Annotated in this window: 17 protein-coding genes; 9 read left to right on the top strand and 8 right to left on the bottom strand. The window is 71.4% G+C overall.

Annotated features, from left to right (window positions below; all coding sequences use genetic code 11):
• Positions 1-21 precede the first annotated feature (21 nt).
• From tyrS to AB0D45_RS13150, 3 genes are read right to left on the bottom strand one after another with little or no spacing between them, the layout of a single operon-like run.
• Complete coding sequence (gene tyrS, locus AB0D45_RS13140; RefSeq protein WP_361610512.1) at positions 22-1290, bottom strand: tyrosine--tRNA ligase; 1269 nt, start codon at positions 1288-1290, stop codon at positions 22-24.
• A 53-nt stretch (positions 1291-1343) separates the two neighbouring features.
• Positions 1344-2738 carry a metallopeptidase TldD-related protein gene (locus AB0D45_RS13145; protein WP_362457981.1) on the bottom strand — a complete coding sequence of 465 codons (1395 nt, stop codon included), beginning with the start codon at positions 2736-2738 and terminating at the stop codon, positions 1344-1346.
• The gene (locus AB0D45_RS13150) at positions 2738-4261 is read right to left on the bottom strand and encodes a TldD/PmbA family protein (RefSeq protein ID WP_362457984.1); all 1524 of its coding nucleotides are present in this window, start codon (positions 4259-4261) and stop codon (positions 2738-2740) included. The genes AB0D45_RS13145 and AB0D45_RS13150 overlap by 1 nt, the downstream gene beginning before the upstream one ends.
• 399 nt (positions 4262-4660) lie before the next feature.
• Here AB0D45_RS13150 and AB0D45_RS13155 point away from each other — a divergent pair, with 399 nt between their 5' ends.
• The 5 genes from AB0D45_RS13155 (at position 4661) to AB0D45_RS13175 (ending at position 14005) form a co-directional block, all read left to right on the top strand.
• Positions 4661-10234, top strand: coding sequence for a hypothetical protein (locus tag AB0D45_RS13155; protein WP_362457986.1), 5574 nt, complete (start codon positions 4661-4663; stop codon positions 10232-10234).
• A gap of 184 nt (positions 10235-10418) precedes the next feature.
• Positions 10419-11726 (top strand): hypothetical protein, encoded by a 1308-nt coding sequence (locus AB0D45_RS13160; RefSeq protein ID WP_362457989.1) that lies wholly within the window; start codon positions 10419-10421, stop codon positions 11724-11726.
• A 125-nt stretch (positions 11727-11851) separates the two neighbouring features.
• Positions 11852-12571 (top strand): 3-oxoacyl-[acyl-carrier-protein] reductase, encoded by a 720-nt coding sequence (fabG, locus tag AB0D45_RS13165; RefSeq protein WP_362457992.1) that lies wholly within the window; start codon positions 11852-11854, stop codon positions 12569-12571.
• 5 nt (positions 12572-12576) lie between these two features.
• Positions 12577-13347 (top strand): enoyl-ACP reductase FabI, encoded by a 771-nt coding sequence (fabI, locus tag AB0D45_RS13170; protein WP_361610519.1) that lies wholly within the window; start codon positions 12577-12579, stop codon positions 13345-13347.
• Positions 13348-13573: 226 nt separating this feature from the next.
• Positions 13574-14005: a hypothetical protein gene (locus AB0D45_RS13175; protein WP_362457995.1), complete on the top strand. Its 432-nt coding sequence runs from the start codon at positions 13574-13576 to the stop codon at positions 14003-14005.
• Between the two features lie 12 nt (positions 14006-14017).
• Here the strand turns inward: AB0D45_RS13175 and AB0D45_RS13180 are convergent, their stop codons facing one another.
• Positions 14018-14695, bottom strand: coding sequence for a FadR/GntR family transcriptional regulator (locus AB0D45_RS13180; RefSeq protein WP_362457998.1), 678 nt, complete (start codon positions 14693-14695; stop codon positions 14018-14020).
• Positions 14696-14779: 84 nt separating this feature from the next.
• On the opposite strand from AB0D45_RS13180, the gene AB0D45_RS13185 reads away from it, so the two are divergent.
• From AB0D45_RS13185 to AB0D45_RS13200, 4 genes are all read left to right on the top strand, one after another.
• Complete coding sequence (locus AB0D45_RS13185; protein ID WP_362458001.1) at positions 14780-16060, top strand: MFS transporter; 1281 nt, start codon at positions 14780-14782, stop codon at positions 16058-16060.
• A 5-nt stretch (positions 16061-16065) separates the two neighbouring features.
• Positions 16066-16185 (top strand): SGM_5486 family transporter-associated protein, encoded by a 120-nt coding sequence (locus AB0D45_RS13190; protein ID WP_361607094.1) that lies wholly within the window; start codon positions 16066-16068, stop codon positions 16183-16185.
• 157 nt (positions 16186-16342) lie between these two features.
• The gene (locus AB0D45_RS13195; RefSeq protein ID WP_362458004.1) at positions 16343-16537 is read left to right on the top strand and encodes a hypothetical protein; all 195 of its coding nucleotides are present in this window, start codon (positions 16343-16345) and stop codon (positions 16535-16537) included.
• An 88-nt stretch (positions 16538-16625) separates the two neighbouring features.
• Entirely contained in the window at positions 16626-17147 is a 522-nt protein-coding gene (locus AB0D45_RS13200) for a histidine phosphatase family protein (protein WP_362458007.1), read from the top strand.
• A 61-nt stretch (positions 17148-17208) separates the two neighbouring features.
• On the opposite strand, the gene AB0D45_RS13205 is transcribed toward AB0D45_RS13200, so the two are convergent.
• Genes AB0D45_RS13205 through AB0D45_RS13220 form a run of 4 tightly spaced genes read right to left on the bottom strand, consistent with a single transcriptional unit; the run spans position 17209 to position 21065 of the window.
• Positions 17209-18042, bottom strand: a complete 834-nt coding sequence (locus AB0D45_RS13205; protein WP_362458009.1) for a tryptophan 2,3-dioxygenase family protein — start codon at positions 18040-18042, stop codon at positions 17209-17211.
• A complete protein-coding gene (locus AB0D45_RS13210) occupies positions 18035-18982 on the bottom strand; it encodes a diiron oxygenase (protein WP_362458012.1) in 948 nt (315 codons plus the stop codon). Before AB0D45_RS13210 ends, AB0D45_RS13205 begins: the two co-directional genes overlap by 8 nt.
• A complete protein-coding gene (locus tag AB0D45_RS13215; protein ID WP_362458015.1) occupies positions 18979-20271 on the bottom strand; it encodes an aminotransferase class I/II-fold pyridoxal phosphate-dependent enzyme in 1293 nt (430 codons plus the stop codon). The genes AB0D45_RS13210 and AB0D45_RS13215 overlap by 4 nt, the downstream gene beginning before the upstream one ends.
• A complete protein-coding gene (locus AB0D45_RS13220; RefSeq protein ID WP_362458018.1) occupies positions 20271-21065 on the bottom strand; it encodes an SDR family oxidoreductase in 795 nt (264 codons plus the stop codon). Before AB0D45_RS13220 ends, AB0D45_RS13215 begins: the two co-directional genes overlap by 1 nt.
• Positions 21066-21093: the final 28 nt, after the last annotated feature.

Raw genomic sequence — 21093 nt, forward strand, 5'->3', positions numbered from 1 at the left:
CTTCGCCGCGTCCCGTGCCCGTCAGGCGCCGGTGACCTCCACCGCGGCCAGGTTCTTCTTGCCGCGGCGCAGCACCAGCCAGCGCCCGTGCAGCAGGTCCTCCTGCGCGGGGACCGCGTCCTCGGCGGTGACCTTCGCGTTGTTCACGTACGCGCCGCCCTCCTTCACGGTCCGGCGGCCGGCGGACTTGCTGGCGACCAGGCCGGTCTCCGCGAACAGGTCCACCACCGGACCCAGCTCGGCGACCCGGGCGTGCGGCAGCTCGGAGAGGGCCGCGGCCAGCGTGGCCTCGTCCAGCTCCGCCAGCTCGCCCTGGCCGAACAGCGCCTTCGACGCGGCGATCACGGCGGCGCACTGGTCCGCGCCGTGCACCAGCGTGGTCAGCTCCTCCGCCAGCGCCCGCTGCGCGGCGCGCGCCTGCGGACGCTCGGCGGTCTGCGCCTCCAGCGCCTCCAGCTCCTCGCGGGACTTGAAGGACAGGATCCGCATGTAGGTGGAGATGTCCCGGTCGTCCACGTTCAGCCAGAACTGGTAGAACGCGTACGGGGTGGTCATCTCCGGGTCGAGCCAGACGGCCCCGCTCTCGGACTTGCCGAACTTGGTGCCGTCCGCCTTGACCATCAGCGGGGTCGCCATCGCGTGCACGTGCGCGCCCGGCTCGACCCGGTGGATCAGGTCGAGGCCCGCCGTCAGGTTGCCCCACTGGTCGGAGCCGCCCTGCTGGAGGGTGCAGCCGTAGCGGCGGTACAGCTCCAGGAAGTCCATGCCCTGGAGCAGCTGGTAGCTGAACTCCGTGTAGCTGATGCCCTGTTCGGAGTCCAGCCGCTTGGCGACCGAGTCCTTCGTCAGCATCTTGTTGACGCGGAAGTGCTTGCCGATGTCCCGCAGGAACTCGATGGCGGACAGGCCGGCCGTCCAGTCCAGGTTGTTGACCATGACCGCCGCGTTCTCGCCCTCGAAGGACAGGAACGGCTCGATCTGCGTACGCAGCCGGTTCACCCAGTTCGCGACCGTCTCGGGGTCGTTCAGGGTGCGCTCCGCCGTCGGGCGCGGGTCACCGATCTGGCCGGTGGCCCCGCCCACCAGCGCCAGCGGCCGGTGGCCGGCCTGCTGGAGCCGGCGGACGGTGAGCACCTGCACCAGGTGCCCGACGTGCAGCGAGGCCGCCGTCGGGTCGAAGCCGCAATAGAACGTGACCGGACCGTCCGCGAAGGCCTTGCGCAGCGCTTCTTCATCGGTGGACTGGGCGAACAGCCCGCGCCACTTCAGTTCGTCGACGATGTCCGTCACGGTCTCTCGACTCCTCATGATCTCCGGGAAATACCGAGCTCAGTCTAGGTCGGTCAGACGCCCTTGCTGACCGAACTCATGTTGAAGTCCGGGATGCGGACAGCGGGCATCGCGGCCCGGGTGAACCAGTCGCCCCACTCGCGCGGGAGGGTCTTCTCGGTCCGCCCGGCCTCCGAGGCCCGCGACAGCAGGTCCACCGGCGACTCGTTGAACCGGAAGTTGTTCACCTCGCCCGTGACCTGCCCGTTCTCGACCAGGTACACCCCGTCCCGGGTCAGCCCCGTGAGCAGCAGGGTGGCCGGGTCGACCTCCCGGATGTACCAGAGGCAGGTCAGCAGCAGACCCCGCTCGGTGCCCGCCACCATCTCCTCCAGGGACTTCTCGCCGCCCCCGTCCAGGATCAGGTTCCCGAAGGCCGGGGACAGCGGCAGCCCGGTCAGAGCGGCGCTGTGCCGGGTCGTGGTCAGCCGGGCCAGCTCGCCGCCGCTGATCCACTCCGTCGCCGGGACCGGCAGGCCGTTGTCGAAGACCGACGCGTCGTCGCCCGAGCTGTGCGCGATCACGAACGGCGCGGACTCCAGGCCCGGTGCGTTCGGGTCGCTGCGCAGCGTCAGCGGCAGCTGCGACAGCCGCTCCCCGATCCGGGTGCCGCCGCCGGGCTTGGAGAAGACCGTCCGGCCCTCCGCCGCGTCCCGGGCGGCCGCCGACCACATCTGGTAGATCAGCAGGTCGGCCACCGCGGTCGGCGGCAGCAGGGTCTCGTACCGGCCGGCCGGCAGTTCGATCTTCCGCTCGGCCCAGCCGAGGCGTACGGCGAGCTCCGCGTCCAGGGCGGTCGGGTCCACGTCCTTGAAGTCGCGGGTGGCCCGGCCGGCCCAGGCGGACCGGGAGCGGTCGGGGGACTTCGCGTTGAGCTCCAGGGTGCCGTTCGGCTGGTCGTGGCGCAGCCGCAGACCGGTCGAGGTGCCGACGTAGGTGGAGGTCAGCTCGTGGTGGGCGAAGCCGTACAGCTCCCGGCCGCCCGCCCGGGCGCGGGCGAAGGCCTCGCCGAGGGCCGGGGCGAAGTCCGCGAACACCGCCGAGGAGGTCTCGTCCGGGGCGTCGGTGAAGTCCAGGGAGGCCGGGGTGCCCGTCACCAGCGGCTGGGCGTCCTCGGCGGGGCCGGCACCGCGGGCGGCCGCCTCGGCGGCCCGGACCAGCGGCTCCAGGTCGGCGGCGGTGACGGCGGAGCGCGTCACGACCCCCGAGGCCGTGCCCTCCCTGCCGTCGACGGTGGCGATGACCGTCAGGGTGCGGCCGCGGGTGACCCCGTTGGTGGTGAGCGCGTTGCCGGCCCAGCGCAGATTGGCGCTGGACTCCTCGTCCGCGATGACGACGCAGCCGTCGGCGGTGGACAGCTCCAGGGCCCGCTCGACGATCTCGTGGGGCTTGGTGCGGTTCATCGACATCAGCGTCCGGCCTCCTGGGTGGTGTTCAAGATGTTCACGTCGCGGAAGAGGGCGGACGGGCAGCCGTGCGAGACCGCCGCGACCTGGCCCGGCTGCGCCTTGCCGCAGTTGAAGGCCCCGCCCAGGACGTAGGTCTGCGGTCCGCCGACCTTCTCCATCGAGCCCCAGAAGTCCGTGGTGGTGGCCTGGTACGCGACGTCGCGCAGCTGTCCGGCCAGCCTGCCGTTCTCGATCCGGAAGAACCGCTGCCCGGTGAACTGGAAGTTGTAGCGCTGCATGTCGATCGACCAGGAGCGGTCGCCGACCACGTAGATCCCGCGCTCCACCCCGCCGATCAGGTCCTCGGTGGACAGGCCGCCCGGATCGGGCTGGAGCGAGACGTTCGCCATCCGCTGGACGGGCACGTGCCCGGGGGAGTCGGCGTACGCGCAGCCGTTGGAGCGGCCGAGGCCGGTCAGCCGCGCGATCCGCCGGTCGGTCTGGTAACCGGTCAGGGTGCCGTCCTTGACCAGGTCCCAGCTCTGCGCCTCGACGCCCTCGTCGTCGTAGCCGATGGTGGCCAGGCCGTGCTCGGCCGTGCGGTCACCGGTCACGTTCATGATCGAGGAGCCGTACTTGAGCTTGCCCAGCTGGTCGAAGGTGGCGAAGGAGGTCCCCGCGTACGCCGCCTCGTAGCCCAGCGCCCGGTCGAGCTCGGTGGCGTGGCCGATGGACTCGTGGATGGTGAGCCACAGGTTCGACGGGTCCACGACCAGGTCGTAGCGCCCGGCCTCGACGCCGGGGGCCCGCATCTTCTCGGCGAGCAGGGCGGGGATCTGCTCCAGCTCGGCGTCCCAGTCCCAGCCGGTGCCGGTCAGGTACTCCCAGCCGCGCCCGGCGGGCGGGGCGATGGTGCGCATGGAGTCGAACTCGCCGGTGGTGCCGTTGACGGCGACGGCGGTGAGCTGCGGGTGGACGCGTACCCGCTGCTGGGTGGTCGAGGTGCCCGCGGTGTCCGCGTAGAACTTGTTCTCGTGGACGGCGAGGAGCGAGGCGTCCACGTGCGCGACGCCCTCGGCCGCCAGCAGGCGCGCGCTCCAGTCGGCGAGCAGGGCCGACTTCTCGGCGTCCGGCACCTCGAAGGGGTTCACGTCGTAGGCGGAGATCCAGGTCTTGTCGGCGTGCACCGGCTCCTCGGCCAGCTCCACCCGCTCGTCCGAGCCGGCCGCCTTGATCACCTGTGCGGACAGCTTCGCCATGGCCACGGCCTGCGAGGCCACCTTGGCGGCGGCGTCCATGGTCAGGTCCACGCCGGAGGCGAAGCCCCAGCTGCCGCCGTGCACCACCCGGACCGCGTACCCGAGGTCGGTGCTGTCGGAGCCGCCGGAGGGCTTGGCGTCGCGCAGCCGCCAGGAGGCGCTGCGGATCCGCTCCAGCCGGAAGTCGGCATGGTCGGCGCCCAGCGCGCGCGCCCGGGCGAGTGCCGCGTCGGCGAGCGCCCGCAGGGGCAGCGCGGTGAAAGACGGATCAATTCCGTGGACCACGGGCGGCCTCACTCTCTGTGGCTGGGGTCATTCCGCGTAGTTCAGTCGCATCGGAAGTGAATCACGACAGGGTGTGTAGGCGTAGTGCATATAGCCGCCGGTGGGCCAGGCGATCTGCGCGATCTCGTAGACCTCGCGAGAGGAGGGTGAGATGATCTACCCATGCATGCGTGGGCTGGCGAACTCCGGTCTTGGGCAACCTCTCTGACGGAGTCTGAGGTCCGGTTGCTCCTGACACGACATCACTGCCTGCGCAGTAAGGCGTGTGTGCACCGAGTGGGATCGGAGTCGGCTTCCCCGGCCAGGCGCGAGGTCCGGGCCACGCGGGTCTGGCTGACGATGGCGCATCACGCGCAGCTCGCCCGCATGGCTTCCTGCGGGCTGGGCTGGGCTGCGAGGATGTTGGAGCGTGAGTACCACTTCACGAAGGACGTGCTGGCTGATCCCACCCCTGCGCAGCTGACCGCGATGCTCGCCGTTCTGCCACCTCCCATCGCGCGCTGCGCCTTGTACGGCCTATTGACCGCGGAGGCCGGGGACCCCCCGATCGCCGCCATGGCCGCGGAGCATCAGGACGAGCTGCGGGTCGCGGCGGACCGGCAACCGCCGAGGGACGCCCGCGAGGTCGGTCGTGCTTTCGCGGCCGAGGCCGACTCGGATGTGATCGATGGAAGCGCGGACGAGAGCGAGGGAGCAGGCATGTTGCCGACATCCGAGGAGGCCCTCGAAGCACTTAAAACGCTGGGTGGCCAGTTGGCTTCCATGCTGCGTCCAGCCGCCGACCAGGTGGAAGCAGGGCGCGTCGTCAGTAGGCCCGAGGATCTGGCCGCGAGCGTCGCCGCGTGGTGTGCCGCCCGCGAGGATCTGGCGAGGCGACTGTCCACGGTGGGCTGCGCGTGGCCTGCCGATCAGGGATACGCGGAAATTGAGGCCGAGCTGAAGCGCCTGGCCGACAATCGGGCTGAGCGCCTGGCGACACTGCGTCGCAAGGCGCAGTCGTACGTAGATCTGCTGGACATGGCGGAGGGCGAGGAGGAGGCGGCCAGCCTCCGGGGACTACTCGAGAGCGTCCAGGGTGAGATAGCGGGCCTGGAAGCGGCCGTGGTGTCCCAGGAAGCCGGTGCGGAGAAGCCGACCCCCCCAGAGCCCACCCATGGAGGCGCGTCGGCCCAGGACTGGGCCGCCGAAGACGCGGGCGAGGTCGACGGGAGCGAGGTGAGTGGTACGGACGGGGGGCTCAGAGCGGAGCCCCCGGAAGCGGAGAACCTGTCATCCGAAGCCGACGCCGAAGCAGCAGCCCTCACGGAGATTGGCGGTGAGGACGCGCGGCCGGCTGGCGCAGCGGAGGTGCAGCCGCCGACGGCTCTCGCCGTGGGGCGGGGGGCCGAGATCGATGTGACGGACTGCCCCATCGAGGAGGAGCAGGGTTCCGAGGCGTTCGAAGTCCGCCCGTCGGCCGAATCCGGCGACATTGCGGATGGGGCGCCGACCGGTGCCCCGTCGACGCTCGGCCTCGAGACGGAACCGGCAGAGGGGTGGTGGCCCGACGGGATCGGCAAGCCCGATTGGGACCCGCGCGCGCCTTGGGAAACGGGTGAGTCCTCACCTGTGGCACGTCTGATGAGGGACGGTCGCATGGCAGAGGCGTATTGGATGACGGCGGCTTCTGACGAGCCCGCCTCCCGCTCACAGGCTCTTGCCTTCACGGTTGCCGCGTACGCCTGCATCTCCGTGGCGGACGCCACCCCCGTGCAGATCGCCCACGACTTCGACTCCGATCTCGCCGCGCAAGACCGCGAGGCGTATCTCGTGGCCTTGGCAGCGGCGCTGCGAACGGGTCTCACGGCTCGTTGGGCGCATCCCCTGGTCAGCGGTTTCAGCATGCCCTCTGGGCTTACCGCCCCTTGGCAGGAACTGCTCAATGTCCTGGTCGCCGCCGTTCGCAACGGCCGCACGTTCGTTCCGGGCGCGCTCCAGGCCGATGAGGGCCAGCAGGAGCACAGCAGCCGGGAGGAAATCGGCAAGACCGCCCGTCGCCTCCTCGACGACCTGCCGCACCGCAAGACCCAGTACCAGAGGGCATCCCAGGTCCTCAAGTACCTGTTGGGCCCGTCCGGTCGACTGCGCGAGGCGCTGAACAGTGTCATCCAATGGGCCGAGCAGGGCGGGGGCGGTGCCGACTTCCGAGCGCTGGGCGACCAGCTGCTGCGGGAGGGAGCGGTCCGCAGCCTCATCGAGGAGACGGACGCACAGTTCCGCACCCCGAAGCAGGCCAAAGAGCCGATCACGGCGGGCGCGTTTCGCCAGCTGCTCGGCATCTGCAGGGTCGTGGGGGAAATCGTCATGAAGGCGGAGGCCGCGAGCGCCGCCTCGCGCCCCGTCCTCGGTAGCGAGCCGGGGGTGACCGGCCTGGCCGCTGCGCTGCGGGAGCTGCGTGGTGAGGGGCCTCTGCCCGGGGTCGGAGGGGCTGCCCTCGGAGTGCTGCGTGGGTGGTTGTCCGGCGACTTGCCGAACCGCGAGGGTGGCGCTGAACGGCTGCGGGTGGACGGGGGCACCATCCCGCCGGACGACTGTCTGCTCGGTCTTCCGGACCTGCCGCGTGACGCTTCGGGCCGCCCCACGCTCGGCGACCCCCGGACCGCGCGCCTGATGGCCGGGCTGCTCGGCTCCGCCGACGTGGAGACGGCACTGTCTCGCTACACCGAACTGGGCGACCTCCACCTCGCCAAGGCCCTCGTCATGGCTGTGGAAAAGGACCCGTCGGCCTACGGCTCGCCCCACCCCGAATGGGTCGAGGGGGCGGCCCGCCGTTGCGCCCAGTCGTACGATGACTGGCGCAGGAGACTCGCCGACAAGCACCGTTCCGCCGCTGGCTTGCTGGCGGAGATCCGAACCCTGAATCTGAACCTCGCGCCTGACATCGAACGGGACTTCACCGGCCGCTTGCAAGAGTTTGCGGACGGTGAGGAGTCGGGTCGCTACCGACTTGCGCTGGACTCCCTCGAAGGCCTGGAAACCGAGCTCAAGGCTCTGGTCAACGAGTCCACGAACAGGCTTCGCCAGGATCTCGCACGTCTCCGCACCGATCCGGACATTCAGCTCACCGTCGAGGACCACGAGCGGATCGCCCGGCTTATCGAGGAGGGCGATACCGTCACGGCCCAGGAATTCCTCGCCCTTGCGACGAGCCGACAGGCGCTGCCGGAGCGGCCTGAGGACGACGGTTCCGAGCTCGCGGAATTCGTAGCGGGACTTGTGGGGCCCGGAGTGCCGAAGGCCGGCGGCGACGGTGTGGACGCCACGTGGTGGGCGGACCGGTTCGGCGCGGCGGACGACGCCTCGCGCACCCAGGCGGCCAGGGCGGGACTGGAGTCATGGAAGGCCCTGTGTACTCAGCCGGGCCGTACCAGCCACTGGCAGCAGCACATCCTGCAGGTGTTGAGGCTCCTGGGCCTGGAAATGACAAGCAGCCAGCTGAACTCCGAGCAGCTGATGCGGGGCCACGGGATGCGTAGGTTCCGAGCCAAGGCCAGGGTCGCGGAGCGGCCCGGCTACGTTGCGGCGCTCGGCTCACGTGCGACGTCCTACACGGTCATGCTGGTCTGGGAGGAGCAGCCCGCGGACGGTCCGCTGGCGCACCTGGAGGACGCGGACGTCGGTGCGAACATCGTCCTCTACCTGCATCCGCTCGGGGTGGAGGGGCGCCGGGGGCTGGCGGTCGCGGCACGCAAGAACGCCCAGCAGGCGCTGGTCGTCGACCCGGCCGTGCTGGGCTGGATGGCAGTCCGCGCGCCGGGGTCCTTCCGCTCGCTCCAGCGAGTAACGCTGCCTTGGGCCGCGTACAACCCCTATACCCCCTTCGTCGCTGGTCTCGTCCCGCAGGAGGTGTTCTACGGGCGGGACAAGGAGATGGGCGAGGTGATGGGTCGCGACAGCGGCATGTTCCTCTACGGAGGCCGGCAGCTGGGCAAGTCGGCTCTGTTGCGGCGCGTCGCGGAGATCTTCCCGAGCAGGCGAGAGGAGAACGTCGCGGTCTACCTCGATCTACTCAAGGCCGAGATAGGACACGCGGAGGCGCCTGAGCAGATCTGGAGCCGGCTGGTCGAGGCCCTGAAGAGGGAGAACGTCTTCGACAACCGGATGTCCGACCGCGCAGGTCCCGAGATCGTCGTCAAGCGCATCAGAGAATGGCTGGACGCGGACGAGAGCCGACGGCTGCTCGTACTGGCCGACGAGGCGGACTCGTTCCTCAACACCGACTCGCGGCGGGCGTACAAGCTGGGCAGCGAATCGACCTTTCCGAACGTCATGCAGTTCCAGCGGCTCATGGAGCAGACCGAACGACGCTTCAAGATCGTGTTCGCTGGCCTCCACCAGGTTCAGCGATTCGGCCACCTCTCCAATGTGTCCACCGTCCACGGCGGACCGGACGTGCTGGTGGGTCCCCTCATGCAGGCGGCGGCCATTCGCCTCGTCACAGAGCCGATGGCCGCACTCGGCTACACCTTTGAGAGGCCCGAACTGGTCTGGCGCATCCTCGCCATCACCAACTACCAGGCCAACCTCGTGCAGATCTTCTGCCGGGAATTGGTGGAGACCCTGCATGCCCGTCCCTACGACTTCGCGGACGGACCGGTGCGCATCACCGAGGCCGACGTGCAGCAGGTGGCGGCATCGGAGACGGTGCGCAGACGGATCGCTGAGCGGCTCAGGTTCACCATCAATCTCGAGGATCGGTACCGGGTACTCGCCCTGGTGATCGCCCTGCGCAGCCTGGAGGACGGGTACCGAGGTGACTACACGCCCCGAGAACTGCTGCAGCTGGCGCGTGAGGCGTGGCCTGCGGGTTTCGAGCCCCTTGGGGTGAAACAGGTGCAGATCTTCCTGACGGAGATGGTGGGGCTCGGGCTGCTGTACCAGCTCGGGGACCACTCCAGGTTCGCCGTTCGGAGTCCCAATGTGGTCAACATGCTGGGCACCCGCGAAGAGCTCGAACTCGAACTGCAGGAAACCGAGTTCACTCTTCCCTATGACTACAACCCCAGGTCGGCCCGGCGCATCCTCGGCCGAGATCCGCAGCAGATCCAGCGCTACAGCCCGCTGACGGAGGGGCAATTGCACGAGGCTGCCCAGCCCGGGGTCAGCGTGGTGGGTGTCACCGAGCTGCACCGCCCCGGCCAGGTACTGAAGGCCACTGAGGTCTTTGCGCAGTCGCGCGGTGTGGAGGTCCTCAAGCATGTGCGGGGCGGAGATCTCGGCAAGACGCTCCGGGGTCAGCGCAAGGCGCACCTCCTCACGGCCGACCTCCGCGGAGCCTCTGCCGAAGAGCTGCGCGAGACGCTCCGGTCGTTCGTGAAGCATGCCGGCCCCGCCGCGGAGAAGCTGGTTCCGCATGCCGAAAGGCGCAGCGGCGGCAAGGAGAACCGATCGGTCGTTGTGCTCGCGGATGCCGCCCAAGTGGGTGAGGTGCTGGGCGGCGGCCAGGGCGAGGAACTCTCCGTGCGGGTGCTCAGCCCTGACCGTTGGACGACGGACGCTCTGCGCGCCTGGTCGGAGTGTCCGTTCGTGGCCCGCGAGGACAGGGCCCGGCTCGTCGCTGCGACGGGCGGCTGGCCTCATTGGGCGGAGGTCGCGGTGGCTGACGTGGCTCAGCACGGTGCGACGCTCGACAGCGCCCTCGAACGGATCAGGCTGCTCATCGAGAAGCCCACCAACGTCGAGCATCATCTCAGGCAGTCCGGGCTCGCCCCGAGGGACCTGGAGCTTGCCGCCGCGTGGACGGCCTACGTGGAGGAGGGCCAGGGACTGCCTCGGGATGACGTCGAAGCGGCGGTGGAGCTCTCCTCCACGGAAACGGAGAGCTGGCTGGCCAGACTCGACCACCTCGGCCTCCTCGACGAGACCGAGGGGGGATTCGCAGTGGAGCCAGTCACCTACCGGGCTATCCGGTCCTGGGCCTCCAGGGAGCGGTGAGATGCCAACGCGCGGGCCTCGGGGTTGGCATCTCACCGATCTCCCCGGGGTGCGAGGGCAGCTCCACGACATCGCAGCGGAACGATCATCGGGGCAGAATTGCCTATGGCTGCTTCCGGACCATCTGGTAGACGAGGGGCACGCCGACCGCTTGTATGCAGAGGCTCTGTTCGCCTCGTCGAGGGTGCTCGACGTCCCGGTGGCGGAGCCGGACCCGGTCGACGGCACTGAGAGCTCGGCAGGCCCTTCCGTAGCCGGGCCCGCCGAGCTCTGGCCGGGCGATGACCTGCCGTACCTGGAGGGCTATGACGACGGCTTCGACCTTGGCTGGCCGACACCGTCACATGCGGGCGGCGGGCTGCGCGAAACCCCCAGCGACAGCGGTCCGGCCTCGAGTCTCCTGACCCGCATAGGCAAGGAGCTGTCGGTCGAAGCAGACCGGGCACTTCCCCATCTGGTCGCTGACGAGCACGCACGGCGGCTCGTCGTCGGCATCCGGGCTTGGGCCGAGGGGGACACCTCCGTCGGCCGCGGTGGCGGGATCCAGCGGCTTTTCCATGCGCTGGCGGCCGCAGTCAAGGAAGCTGGGCTGCCGCCGAGTGAGCGTCCGCTGCTGTTCGTCGTGGCCCGGCTTCGGGATCTGCCGGCTGCGCTTCCCGACGAACTGGGACTGGACGGAGCGAACACCTCCGTGCGCTGGTGGTGGGGCACTGTGGGGCGCTCGGACATTATGGTGTCGATCACATCGCGTACGAGTGGCACCCGCGCGCTGGTGCGACGGGACAGTGACGCCTTGCGGGACCGGATCGTGCGAGCGGTCCGCGCCGAGACCGTCGTGGAGGTCGCCGGGCCGGACGTCGCGCTGGCCCAGCGCCTCGCGGACGTCTGGGATGGGGCGGACCACACGCTGCTCGACGCCTTGGGTTCGGCACTGGCGGACGGGCCCGGCCCCGCGGCCGAGGACTGGCCGCGAGGACTTACGCAAACGGGCGCCCGACGCAAACCCGATGTCCGGCTGCGGGAGGCATGGGCCACAGGGGCAGTGGCCGCGTGGGAGGGGCGGCTGCGCATGCACCCGTCGGCCTGGCATGCGGGGCCCCGGGGTCAGGCCCGAGCCCGGCTCGACGCACTGGTGTCCCAGGCGCAGCAGCGTGTGGTCCTCCCTTGGATAGAGGATGCTCGGGCCCGCCTCGCGACGCGGGCCATGGCCCATCTCACTCGGCCGGTCGAGGCGGTTGTCTTCGATCCGCGGGTTCGGCCCCCGCAGGGCTATCTGCGGGATCATCCGGAGCAGGCCTTCCTGGAATGGGAGGTGGGGCGGCTGCTTTCCGCCCATATAGAGGGAACCCTCGCCTTGCCCATAGAGGATGCGGGCTTGCTGAGACTCCTTGTGAGCAGCCGGAACACGCTCGCGCATCGCGGTGTACTGCGTGACGTACGGCTGCGGGAACTGTGCGGCGAGCTGTCGAAGGCCGACCGCAGGAGGCCTTGAACCACACCGCTTCTGTAGGGACTCGACAGAGCGGGTGGTGAGGCCCTGTCGGAGCCCGATTCTCCGTATGCCCTGCCCGGGCTATAGGTTTTTGCCATTGAGACCGCTAGGGAAAGGGTGATCCGTTGAGCCGCTCGGTTCTCGTCACCGGAGGAAACCGGGGCATCGGCCTCGCCATCGCCCGAGCCTTCGCAGAGGCCGGCGACAAGGTCGCCATCACGTACCGTTCGGGCGAGCCCCCGCAGGAGCTCGCCTCGCTCGGCGTGCTGGCGGTGCGCTGCGACATCACCGACTCCGAGCAGGTGGAGCAGGCCTACAAGGAGATCGAGGAGAAGCACGGCAACGTCGAGGTGCTGGTGGCCAACGCCGGCATCACCAAGGACACGCTGCTGATGCGCATGTCGGAGGAGGACTTCGCGTCCGTCGTCGACACCAACCTCACCGGCACCTTCCGGGTCGTCAAGCGCGCCAACCGCGGCATGCTCCGCGCCAAGAAGGGCCGCGTCGTCCTGATCTCCTCGGTCGTGGGCCTGCTGGGCTCGGCCGGCCAGGCGAACTACGCCGCCTCCAAGGCCGCGCTGGTGGGCTTCGCCCGCTCCCTCGCCCGAGAGCTGGGCTCCCGCAACATCACCTTCAACGTGGTCGCCCCCGGCTTCGTGGACACCGACATGACGAAGGTGCTCACCGACGAGCAGCGCGCGGGCATCGTGGCCCAGGTGCCGCTGGCCCGCTACGCGCGGCCCGAGGAGATCGCGGCAGCCGTCCGCTTCCTGGCGTCCGACGACGCCGCGTACATCACCGGAGCCGTCATTCCCGTTGACGGCGGATTGGGCATGGGTCACTGATCACCATGAGTGGAATTCTCGAGGGCAAGCGCATCCTCATCACCGGGGTGCTGATGGAGTCGTCCATCGCTTTCCACACCGCCAAGCTGGCCCAGCAGCAGGGCGCCGAGGTCATCCTCACGGCGTGGCCGCGGCCGACGCTGACCGAGCGCATCGCCAAGAAGCTGCCCAAGCCGGTCAAGGTGATCGAGCTCGACGTCACCAACGACGAGCACCTGGCCCGTCTGGAGCAGCTGGTCCGTGACGAGCTCGGCGGCCTCGACGGCGTCGTCCACTCCATCGGCTTCGCCCCGCAGGACGCCCTCGGCGGCAACTTCCTGAACACGCCGTTCGAGTCGGTGGCCACCGCCATGCACGTCTCGGCGTTCTCGCTGAAGTCGCTGACCATGGCCTGCAAGCCGCTGTTCCCGGCGGAGGGCGCGGCCGTCGTCGGCCTCACCTTCGACGCGCAGTTCGCCTGGCCGCAGTACGACTGGATGGGCCCGGCCAAGGCCGCCCTGGAGGCCACCAGCCGCTACCTCGCCCGTGACCTGGGCAAGGAGAACATCCGCTGCAACCTGGTCTCGGCCGGTCCGCTCGGTTCGATGGCCGCGAAGTCCATCCCGGGCTTCTCCGACCTGGCGGACACCTGGAACCACCGCTCCATGCTGGAGTGGGACATGAGCGACCCGGAGCCGGCGGGCCGGGGCGTCGTGGCCCTGCTGTCAGACTGGTTCCCCAAGACCACCGGCGAGATCGTCCACGTGGACGGCGGCCTGCACGCGATGGGTGCCTGATCCCCGGATCTCCCTGTAGTACGGCGGTGGCCGCGCCTTCCCCCTCGGGAAGGCGCGGCCACCGCCGTTTGCGTGTGCCGCGGCGCCCTCCGGAGCGCCTTCACGGGGCCCCGTTCGATCGGATGTCCGGCGTCCGACCGGATCTTCCCGAGTCGAAAACCGTGACCGATGCCTGCAAAATGACCAAGTCGGGATCTTCCCGGCGTTTCGGGGAGGAGGTACGGGCATGCGCGCGAGGCCGAGCCGAGCGGTATCGCTGCTGGTCACCTCAGTGGTGCTGACCGGCCTCCTGGGCCCTGGGGCCGTCGCCCACCCCGGCGCGGGGGAGCCCGCGCCCGGTCCCGAAGCCGCGGCCCCCGCCACCGTGGACTACGCCGACATCCCCGGCGAGCCACCCGTACGGCCCGCCCCGCTCCCCGAGGAACTCTTCGGCTCCGACTGCGACACCGCGATCACCGGCTCGACGGTGGTGGCGTCCTGCCACAACGGCTACCCCGCGACCGACCTGCTCCGGCTCCACGTCGAGTGCGAGCGCTGGTGGGACGTGGACGGCGACGGCGACCTCGTCCCCCTGGACCCGGCCGGCCGCACCAAGCTCACCGGCCGCTGCTGGAAGGAGGTCCGCACGGCCTGGGTGAGCCACCAGCGCACTCCCTGACGGCGGGAGCCCCTACGCCGATCCCCCGCCCAGGCACACGAAGGGGTAGCCCGCCGCCTCCACCGCCGCCGCGTCCGCGTCCCCGCGCCGGATCGCCGCGATCAGCCGGGCGTGGTCCAGGTGGTCCGCCGGATCCAGCTCCGTGCCGACGTCAGCCCGCAGCCAGTCGGCCACCAGGTCGCCGAGGTCCGCGTACAGCTCGATCAGCACCTCGTTGTGCGAGGCCGTCACCACCGCCATGTGCAGGCTGACGTCCGCCGCCACGAACCGCTCCGCGTCCCCGCTCTCCCACGCCTCCTCGCGCCGCGCCAGCAGCGCGTCCAGCTGGACGAGGTCCCGCTCGGTGCGCCGCTCCGCCGCCAGCCGGGCTCCCGAGGACTCCAGCGTCGAGCGCAGCTCCGCGATGTGCCGGGGGTCGGCCCCCGCGAAGCGCCGGTGCATCACCCCGGCCAGCTCGCTGGTGGCGAGCACGTACGTACCCGAACCCTGGCGGATGTCCAGGAGGCCGTTGTGCGCCAGGGCGCGGACCGCCTCCCGCACGGTGTTGCGGGCGACGCCCAGCAGCTCCACCAGCTCGGGCTCGGTGGGGATGCGGCTGCCGACCGGCCACTCGCCGGAGGTGATCTGGTTCCGCAGCTGGGCGATCACCTGATCGACGAGGGCGGAGCGCCGGGGCGAGGTCAGCGGCATGGCGGGTGGGATCCCCTCGGGGTCGACCGGACGAGACCGGGCAAGACTGGACAACCAATCATCCCATGATTCTATGATGGTGGGATGCAGGACGAAGACATCCAGACCATGAACCGCCCGGCGGTCGAGCGCGGCTCCGCCGCCCGGCCCGCCCCCGCCGACGCCGCCCCCACGTGGCTGGGTCCGGTGCTCGTCGTCGGGATCGTGCTGGCCGCCCTCAACCTGCGACCCGCCATCACCAGCCTCGGCGCCCTCTTCGAGGAGGCCCGCACCGGCCTCCACATGAGCGGCACCGTCGCCGGGCTCATCACCTCCGTCCCCGCCCTCTGCTTCGCCGTGTTCGGCGTCACCGCGCCCCGGCTCTCCCGCCGCTTCGGCCCGGCCGCCGTCGTCTGCGCCGGCATGGCGGCCGTCGCCGCGGGCCTGCTGATCCGCCCCTTCGCGGACGCCGCCGCCGGCTTCCTCGCCGCCAGCGCCCTGTCCCTCGCCGGCATCGCCCTGACCAACGTGCTGCTCCCGGTGATCGTCAAGCGCTACTTCCCCGACCGGGTCGGCACCATGACCGGCCTCTACTCCATGGCCCTGGCCGCCGGCACCTCCCTCGCCGCCGCCGCGACCGTCCCGCTGACCGACGCCCTCGGCGGCAGCTGGCGCACCGGCCTGCTGGTCTGGGCGGCCCTCGCCGCGGCCGCCGTACTGCCGTGGCTTCCCGTCGCCGCCGCGAGCCGCCGCGAGAAGGCCGCCGCGCCCGCGGCCCGGGCCGCGGACGCCGGGCCCTCCGTCGTCCGCAGCCGCACCGCCTGGGCCCTGGCCTGCTACTTCGGCCTCCAGGCCACCGGCGCCTACGTCACCATGGGCTGGCTCCCGCAGATCTTCCGCGACGCCGGCGTCTCCGCCTCCACCGCCGGCGTCCTGCTCGCCGTCACCATGGTCATGGGCGTCCCCCTGGCCTTCGTCATCCCCGGCCTCGCCGGCCGGATGCGCCACCAGGGCCCCATCGCCGCCGTCCTCGGCGTCTTCGGACTCGCCGGCTACCTCGGGCTCTACCTCGCCCCCGCCGGCGGAGCCTGGGCCTGGGCCCTGCTGCTCGGCATCTCCAACTGCGCCTTCCCCCTGGTCATCACCATGATCGGGCTGCGCGCCAAGTCCCCGGCCGGGGTCGTGCGGCTCTCCGCCTTCGCCCAGAGCACCGGCTACCTCATCTCCATCCCCGGACCCCTGGTCATCGGCACCCTCTACCAGCACAGCGGCGGCTGGGACCTGCCGCTCGCCCTGATGGCCGGCCTGCTCGTCCCCCAGATCGCCCTCGGCGTCCTGGCGGGCCGGGACCGCACGATCGAGGACGAATGCGGCATGCGAGACTGAACGGCATGTCGCCCGTACTCGAACCCAACCCCCAGAACGGCCACAAGAAGCTGGGCCTCGTGCTCGGCGCGATGCTCATCGTGACCGTGGTCATCTCCGTCGTCGCGACCATCGCCTCCCCCTGACACCGGGGGCCCACGGGGAGGGTGGGGATAACCCCACCACCCCCTAGGGGGCCCGTTTCAGGGTCGGCTGGGGTGTGCCCCCGATGGGAACCGCACCCTCGGATCCATAGATTCGAGGCAGCGAGCCCGTCCCACCCGCACACCCCAGGAGGCGGCCATGCCGGCCCCCACACCCGCTCCCCGCGCCTTCGGCCGCGACGCCCGCCTGCACTGGTGGACGCTGGCCCTGCCCGCGCTCGCCTTCGGCCTCCTCCTGCTCCTCCTCGCCGGCTCCGCGCAGGCGCACGCCGCCCCCGGCGAGCCCTCCGCACTGGTCCAGGTCAGCCGGCAGCTGCTGCGCGCCGTCGGCTGACCCGCATGCGCCGGACACGCCCCACGGCAGGGGGACGGCCCCCCAACACCCTGCGCCCCGTGGCTCGTTTCGTGCGAAGCTGGGAGCCATGAGCGCCGACACACCCCACAGGATCGCCCTCCTCCGGCACGCCAAGGCCGACTGGCCCGACGTGTCCGACCACGACCGCCCGCTGGCGGAACGCGGCCGCAAGGACGCGCCGGCCGTGGGACTGAAGCTCGCCGAGACCGGCATCACCTTCGACCTGGCCCTCTGCTCCACCGCCGTCCGCACCCGGGAGACGTGGAAGCTCGCCGTCCAGGAACTGCCGGCCCGGCCGAGGACCGTGTACGAGGACAGGCTGTACGAGGCCTCGCCGGGCGAGCTCATCGCGCTGCTGAACGAGACCCCCGACGAGGTGGCCGACGTCGTGCTCATCGGCCACAACCCCGCCATGCACGCCCTCGCCGACACCCTCTCCGGGCGCGCCGAGGGCGACACCCTGACACGGATGACCCGTACGGGCTTCCCGACCGCCGCGCTGGCCGTCGTCTCCTTCACCGGATCGTGGAAGTCCCTCGAACCGGGGGTGGGCACCCTGCTGGACTACTGGACGCCCAAGGAGCACTGAGCCACCGGTCCGCGCACGCCGCAGGAGCCCGGGGCCCCGCGCCCCGGGCTCCCGTCCGTCCTCAGCCCAGCGGGCAGCGGGCCGCCGGCGCGGAGAAGCCCGCGTCGCGGGCCTCCCACAGCTCCGGGTAGAACCGCCGGTACACCGAAGCCCGCAGGTGGGCCGTTCCGCTGCTGCCGCCCGTCCCCGGCCGGCCGCCGATCTGCCGCTCCACCAGCAGCGCGTGGCAGCCCCGCCACTCGGTCCACACCTCGTCGTGGTCGACCAGCGCCTCGGCCAGCTCCGCCAGCTCCGCCCACAGCGCCGGGTCACCGTCCCGCGGGCGCCCCGCGAGCCGCGCGTACGCCTCCCACCGCTCCTCCCGCGTCGCCACCGCGAAACCGGCCTTGGACAGCAGCCCCACGAACGCCTCCCACAGGGTCGGCTCCGCCAGCCGCCCGCGCAGCCGCTCCCGCTCGTCGCGGGTCAGCCCCGCGACCACCCGGGAGCCGTACTCCCCGTGCACCCAGTCCGCACCGCACAGCGCCGCGATCTCCAGGTACTGCGCGGACTGGGCACCGCTGCTGGTGCCCAGCGCCCCGCGGAAGGCGTGGAACTCCCGCGGCGGCATGGCCCGCAGCGGGAGGATCGCCGCGACCGACGCCCGGGTGAGGGCGACCGAGCGGACCAGCCGTGCCCGGGCGCCCCGCGGATCACCCTCCAGCATCCGGTCGCGGGCGCCGGCCAGGTCGCGCAGCAGCTGGCCGAACCACAGCTCCTGCACCTGGTGGACCGTGATGAACAGCAGCTCGTCGTCCACCCCGTCGGCCAGCGGCACCTGGAGCGCCAGCAGCTCCGGCAGCCGCAGGTAGCCGGAGTACGTCACGGGCCCGGGGCGGGTGGCGGTCTCAGACATCGGTGTCCTCCGGGGCGCGCAGTCCGTGGGCGGCGAACGCGTCCGCGACACCGGGCAGGTCGAAGGCGCCGGCCTGGGCGCACAGCCGCAGGGTGGAACGGGAGATCGTCTGGATCCGGTCCACGCCCGCGCTGCCGCCGTAGCTGTCCGCGAGGACGGCGTCCACACGGTCCTCGTCCAGCCCCGCCAGCCGCAGCGACACCCGCACCGGCTCCAGGTCCCAGTCGAGCGCCGCGCGGATCATGGCGGGCAGCGCACGGGCCGCGAGGACCCGGCGCCGCCCGTCGAGCCGCGCCCACAGCTCCAGGAAGAACGCGGAGAAGAAGCGGTGGTGGCGCCCCTCGTCCTTGGCGTGGTCGCGCATCAGCTCGCGTACGGTGCTCACCACCGTCGGGTCCTGCGGCACCTCGTTGAGGACGGCGGTGATCAGCGTCTCGAAGACCACCGCCTGCAACTGCCCGGCCAGCACCGGATCCTCGGGCAGCAGCCGCCGGCCGGTCTCCTGGAGCGCCGTGACGAAGCCGCCGTAGTCGACGTCCGGGACGGCGATGCCGGTGACGGCGGCCACCTGGTCGGCCAGGTCGAGGCTGTACAGGGCGTGGTAGCCCTCGTCGCAGTACACCTTGAAGGCGTCCATCCGCAGCGCGGTGGGGAAGTGCAGTCCCGCGTTGCCGTTGGCGACCGGCTCGGCGGCCCCGTTGACCACCCGGGTCTCCAGGTGGGTGGTCGAGTGCAGGAACTGGTACAGGTGCCGTACGGAAACCTCCCGGACCCGCTCCGGGGCCAGCGCCTTCACCTCGGGGTGGGACAGGTGCGGTACCAGGGCGTCCGGGAAGAAGACCCGGCCCTGTTCGGCCTCGGCGTGGAAGATCCGCCGTACTCCGCCGCGCACGCCGGCGGTTTCGTACCAGCGGTCCAGGGGGCCGGGGGCGGTGCTCATGGGCGCGATCCGTTCGACGAGGAGGGGACGGGGGAGGGGGACGCGGTGTCCAGGTGGGCGGCGATCCGGCGGACCGCCTCGGCGACCAGCGGGGCCTCGACGGTGTGGCACAGCCGGAACCAGCCCGGTTCGGGCGAGCGGAACGCCCCGCCGGGCAGGATGCTGACCCTGGCCTTCTCGAACAGCTCCCGCCACAGCAGCCGCTCGGCCTCGAACCCGCTGCCGGGCAGCCACCGGCCGAGGTCCAGCCAGACGGAGAACCCCGCTGCGGCCGGGGCGTACGGGATCCCGTGCGCGTCGAGCAGGGTGACGAGGTGCTCGTACGAGGCCCCCAGCCGCCGGCGGCCCGCCGCCAGGAAGGACGCCACCCACTCCGGATCGGCGAGCAGCCCGGCGAGGGTCTGCTGGGTGGCGGTGGAGACGGGCGCGAAGTACGCCATCGCCCGCGCGGCCTCCCCTACCCGCGGATCGCGGGTGTGCAGGACACCGGTCTTCAGGCCGGGCAGCCCGAAGTCCTTCGCGAAACCCCAGACCACGTGGGTGCGTTCGGCCCAGTCGGGGTTGACGGCCGGGTCGGCGGCACTGGTGAAGGCCTGCTCGCCGAAGACCGCGTGGGCGTAGATCTCGTCCGAGACCAGGTCGACGTCGTGCTCGCGGACCACGCGCAGCAGGGCGGCGAGCACCTCGGGCGGGTGGACCTCGCCGATCGGGTTCGAGGGGGAGGAGAGCGCGACCGCCCGTACGGTGATCCCCCGCGACCGGGCCTCCACCAGCGCCCGGTCGACCGCTGCGGCCGTCAGCCGGAAGCCGTCGGCCGCGCCGAGCGGGGCGGGCAGGATCCGGGCGCCCGAGCGGCCGCCGAGGTCGGTGTCGAAGGCGCCGTAGTACGGGGCCGGCACCACGATGGCCTCGCCCGGGTCGCACAGGACGGAGGCGATCGCGTCCAGTGCCCCGGTCGCCCCGCTGATCACCACCAGGTCCTGCGGGTCCAGCGGGGTGCGGCAGGTGCCGGAGAGCAGCGCGGCCACGCGCTCGCGCAGCACGTCCGTGCCGTGCAGCGGCGCGTACCGGGCGGTGGCCTCGTTCAGGGGCTCCAGTGTGGCCAGCCGGTCCTCGAGCAGGTCCCACAGGAGCCGGTTCTCGGCGGTGCCCAGGTTGAGGTAGCCGTCGGGGCGGGTGCGGGCGTCGTACGGCTCGGCCTCGGCGCGGAAGTGGGCCTCGGCGATCGCCGGGGTGTCGGCGAGGAGCCGGGCGGCCTGGCGGGAGACGCGGGGGCGGGGGGCGGCCATCAGGCCCTCCCGCTGTCGACGCCGGCGCCGGTGAGCAGGCCCGGGTGGACGCCGAGACCCATGGAGGCGTCGATGACGGCGCCGTGCAGGGGCGCGGAATGCTCACCCGCCAGCCACCACACCTGCTCCGCCATCTCCCGGGACGTGATCATCCGGCCCTGGGGGAGCCGCGCGGAGAGGGCGGCACGCTCCTCGGGCGAGAGCTTCTCCAGGGTGCTGGCCCGGAACATGGTGGTGTCGACGGCGCCGGGGCAGAGGGCGAACACCTGCACCGGGGTGTGCACCAGCTCGGCGGCGAGGTGACGGGTCAGATAGGTCAGAGCGGCCTTGCTCATCCCGTCGGCCGGGTGGAAGCCGGGGAACTGGAAGATGCCGCCGCCCACGCTGGACATGTTGATGATCTTGCCGAAGCCGCGCTCCAGCATCCCCGGCAGCACCTGCTCGCTGAGCCAGAGCGGGCCCACCGCGTTGATCCGGAAGAACGCGGCGGCCTTGTCCTGCGGCGCGCCGTCGGTGTAGTGCTCGATGGTCTTCGACCCCACGGCGGCGTTGTTGACCAGGACGTCGACCGGGCCCGGCAGCCGGTCGAACAGCTGCTCGTGCTCGTCCCAGTCCCCCTGGCTGAAGGGGAAGGCCTCGACCTTGGCCCGGCCGGTGAGGGCCAGCTCGTGCACCAGCCGTTCGGCCCGCTCCCGGCCGTTGCGGTAGGTGAACCAGACCGTCCAGTCCTCCTCCGAGGCGAACCTCTCCACGCAGGCCCGGCCGATCCCGCCCGAGCCTCCGGTGATGAGCACACTACGAGTCAACGTCGTCCCCTTGGCG

The organism is Streptomyces sp. NPDC048352, assembly GCF_040651895.1.
GTDB lineage: Bacteria > Actinomycetota > Actinomycetes > Streptomycetales > Streptomycetaceae > Streptomyces.